This is a genomic window from Mycobacterium sp., assembly GCF_050701675.1.
Lineage (GTDB): Bacteria > Actinomycetota > Actinomycetes > Mycobacteriales > Mycobacteriaceae > Mycobacterium.
The window spans coordinates 1-2,028 of the sequence record NZ_JBOGDD010000331.1 but is presented as its reverse complement, the minus strand read 5'-3'; the positions used below and the strand labels follow the sequence as shown (position 1 = coordinate 2,028).

At 61.4% G+C, this 2,028-nt stretch carries 2 protein-coding genes; both read left to right on the top strand.

Translation table 11 applies throughout. The features are described from left to right. Positions 1-99: 99 nt before the first annotated feature. Entirely contained in the window at positions 100-354 is a 255-nt protein-coding gene (gene relB / locus ACRDUX_RS09810; protein WP_526413353.1) for a type II toxin-antitoxin system RelB family anti-toxin, read from the top strand. Between the two features lie 276 nt (positions 355-630). Further along, positions 631-1,710 (top strand): DNA polymerase domain-containing protein, encoded by a 1,080-nt coding sequence (locus ACRDUX_RS09805; protein WP_526413351.1) that lies wholly within the window; start codon positions 631-633, stop codon positions 1,708-1,710. Positions 1,711-2,028 lie beyond the last annotated feature (318 nt).

Sequence of the window (2,028 nt, the reverse complement as noted above, 5' to 3'; positions counted from 1 at the left end):
TGTCGCGACCTTTCAGATGCATGAAGTGACGCATCACTCAGTGACAGTGTAATACTAGTAGTACAGACATCGGAGGCGCGCACAGCCTTACTGGTGGGCGTGCCTACGCGACCTAGTCAGAACAGTCCGGAGCGCGTGGCTGCATGGGAGCGTCGGCGGGCGGCCGTCGGCAGACGAATCCGCGAGTTGCGGCAGAAGCGCGGCCTCACTCAGGAGCAATTGGCCCTGAAGTCTGGCGTCACGCGGCCGATCCTCAATGAAGTCGAGAACGGCAAGCGCGGACTGCTCTTCGAGCGGCTGTACGACATCGCCGAAGCACTTGATGTGCCGGCGAGTGAGCTTATGGCGGACTAAGTCGGCCGCTGTAGTCGAGTCTGGGCACAACGCGTCGCAGGCGAAGAGAGCTGGGTCGCGACACCGCACGGCCCACGGCATTTCACACTTGAGCCGATTGCGCTACAACCGCAGGTCGCAGCCCATGAGCATGGAACACTGATCATGGTGCTGATTCATAGTTCGCGCGGGTACACCCACCATGCGGCTCGTCGGCACGCAGAGCGTCCTGAGGGCGCGGATGGCGCGCTCGACCCCGCCAGCAGATGTATTTACGAGGGATGCGAGGACCGGTAGATGGCAAAAAGAGATGATGCCGAGCTAGAGGTTGAATCTCCGGGCGCACCAACGCGAACTCTGCGCATCTCCAGCGCAAGCCGCATCGTCTTTCCTGCGACCGAATTCACGCCAGCGATTACGAAGCTCGAACTAGTCGAGTACATGATTGCAGTAGGCCAGCCACTTCTACGCGTGTTGCACGACCGCCCAACGACTTTGGAGCGGTGGCCCAACGGCGTACATCCCGGGATGCACTTAGGACGAGGCGCAGACGACGGGGGCTTCTACCAAAAGCGCATGATCCGACATGCGCCGGATTACGTCGATGGGGTCGAAATAACATTCCCTTCCGGCAGAACCGCCACCGAAGTCTGCCCGACCGAACCGGCGGTGCTTGCCTGGTGCGCCCAGATGGGGACCATCACCTTCCATCCGTGGCCAGTCCGGCGAACAGAGGATCCGAATTCTGTCGATAGACCGAATGAGTTGCGGATTGATCTCGATCCCGAGCCGGGAATCGCCTTCCACGAAGTGACCAGAGTGGCGCTCGCAGCTCGGGACCTGCTGAGCGAGTTCGGAATGACTAGTTACTGCAAAACCTCCGGCGGCCGAGGCGTACACGTGTTCTTGCGGATAAAGTCCGACTGGGGTTTTGGCGAAGTACGTCACGCTGCCATCGCCTTTGGCAGGGAGTTGGCGCGGCGCGATAAGGCCGTCACCACCGAGTGGTGGAAGGAATTGCGCGGCGATAGGGTCTTTGTTGACTACAACCAAAACTGTCGGGACAGAACGATTGCGTCGGCTTGGTCTCCTCGAGCGCGCCCCGGGGCGCCGGTCTCGACACCGGTGACTTGGGCTGAGCTTGAGCGGATCCAAGATCCCCGCGAACTCAACGTGACCACCGTGCCGGAACGTCTCACCGAAGCAGGCGACCCCTGGCAAGGTCTCGACGATGAGCAGCACTCGCTCGATCAGCTGCTTGACCTGTGGAACTCGGATCCAGTGGAAATGAACTTTCCGCCCGACTACCCAAAAATGCCTGGCGAGCCTCCGCGGGTGCAGCCGAGCCGGAAAGTTGCTGCCAACTGGAAAGACTGACATACGCCATGTTGTCGGGACACTAAAGCTCAGATGTCACTCGTTATGGGGATGGTCCCCGTGAGCGTCCTCCGGCTGTTCCCCTGACGGGGCCGGAGGTGCAGATGGCATCGGTGCGGCGGGCGTGCCGATCGACTCGACGCTCGGTGGGGACGTGGCCGGCTCTGGGTGTTCGTGATGTGCCTCTGCAGTCCCAACATTAGGACCGTGGTGGTCAGTTGCGGCGCCGGCCTGCTCGGGATGGCCGTGCTGTAGACCAGAGGCCACACCTACCGTCGACGCCAGAGCGACGACGGCAGTTGCGCCGAGGAGCACGAT

Coding starts and splice junctions, on each gene's coding strand:
- ACRDUX_RS09805 (WP_526413351.1), top strand. CDS start 631: ATGGCAAAAAGAGATGATGCCGAGCTAGAGGTTGAATCTCCGGGCGCA.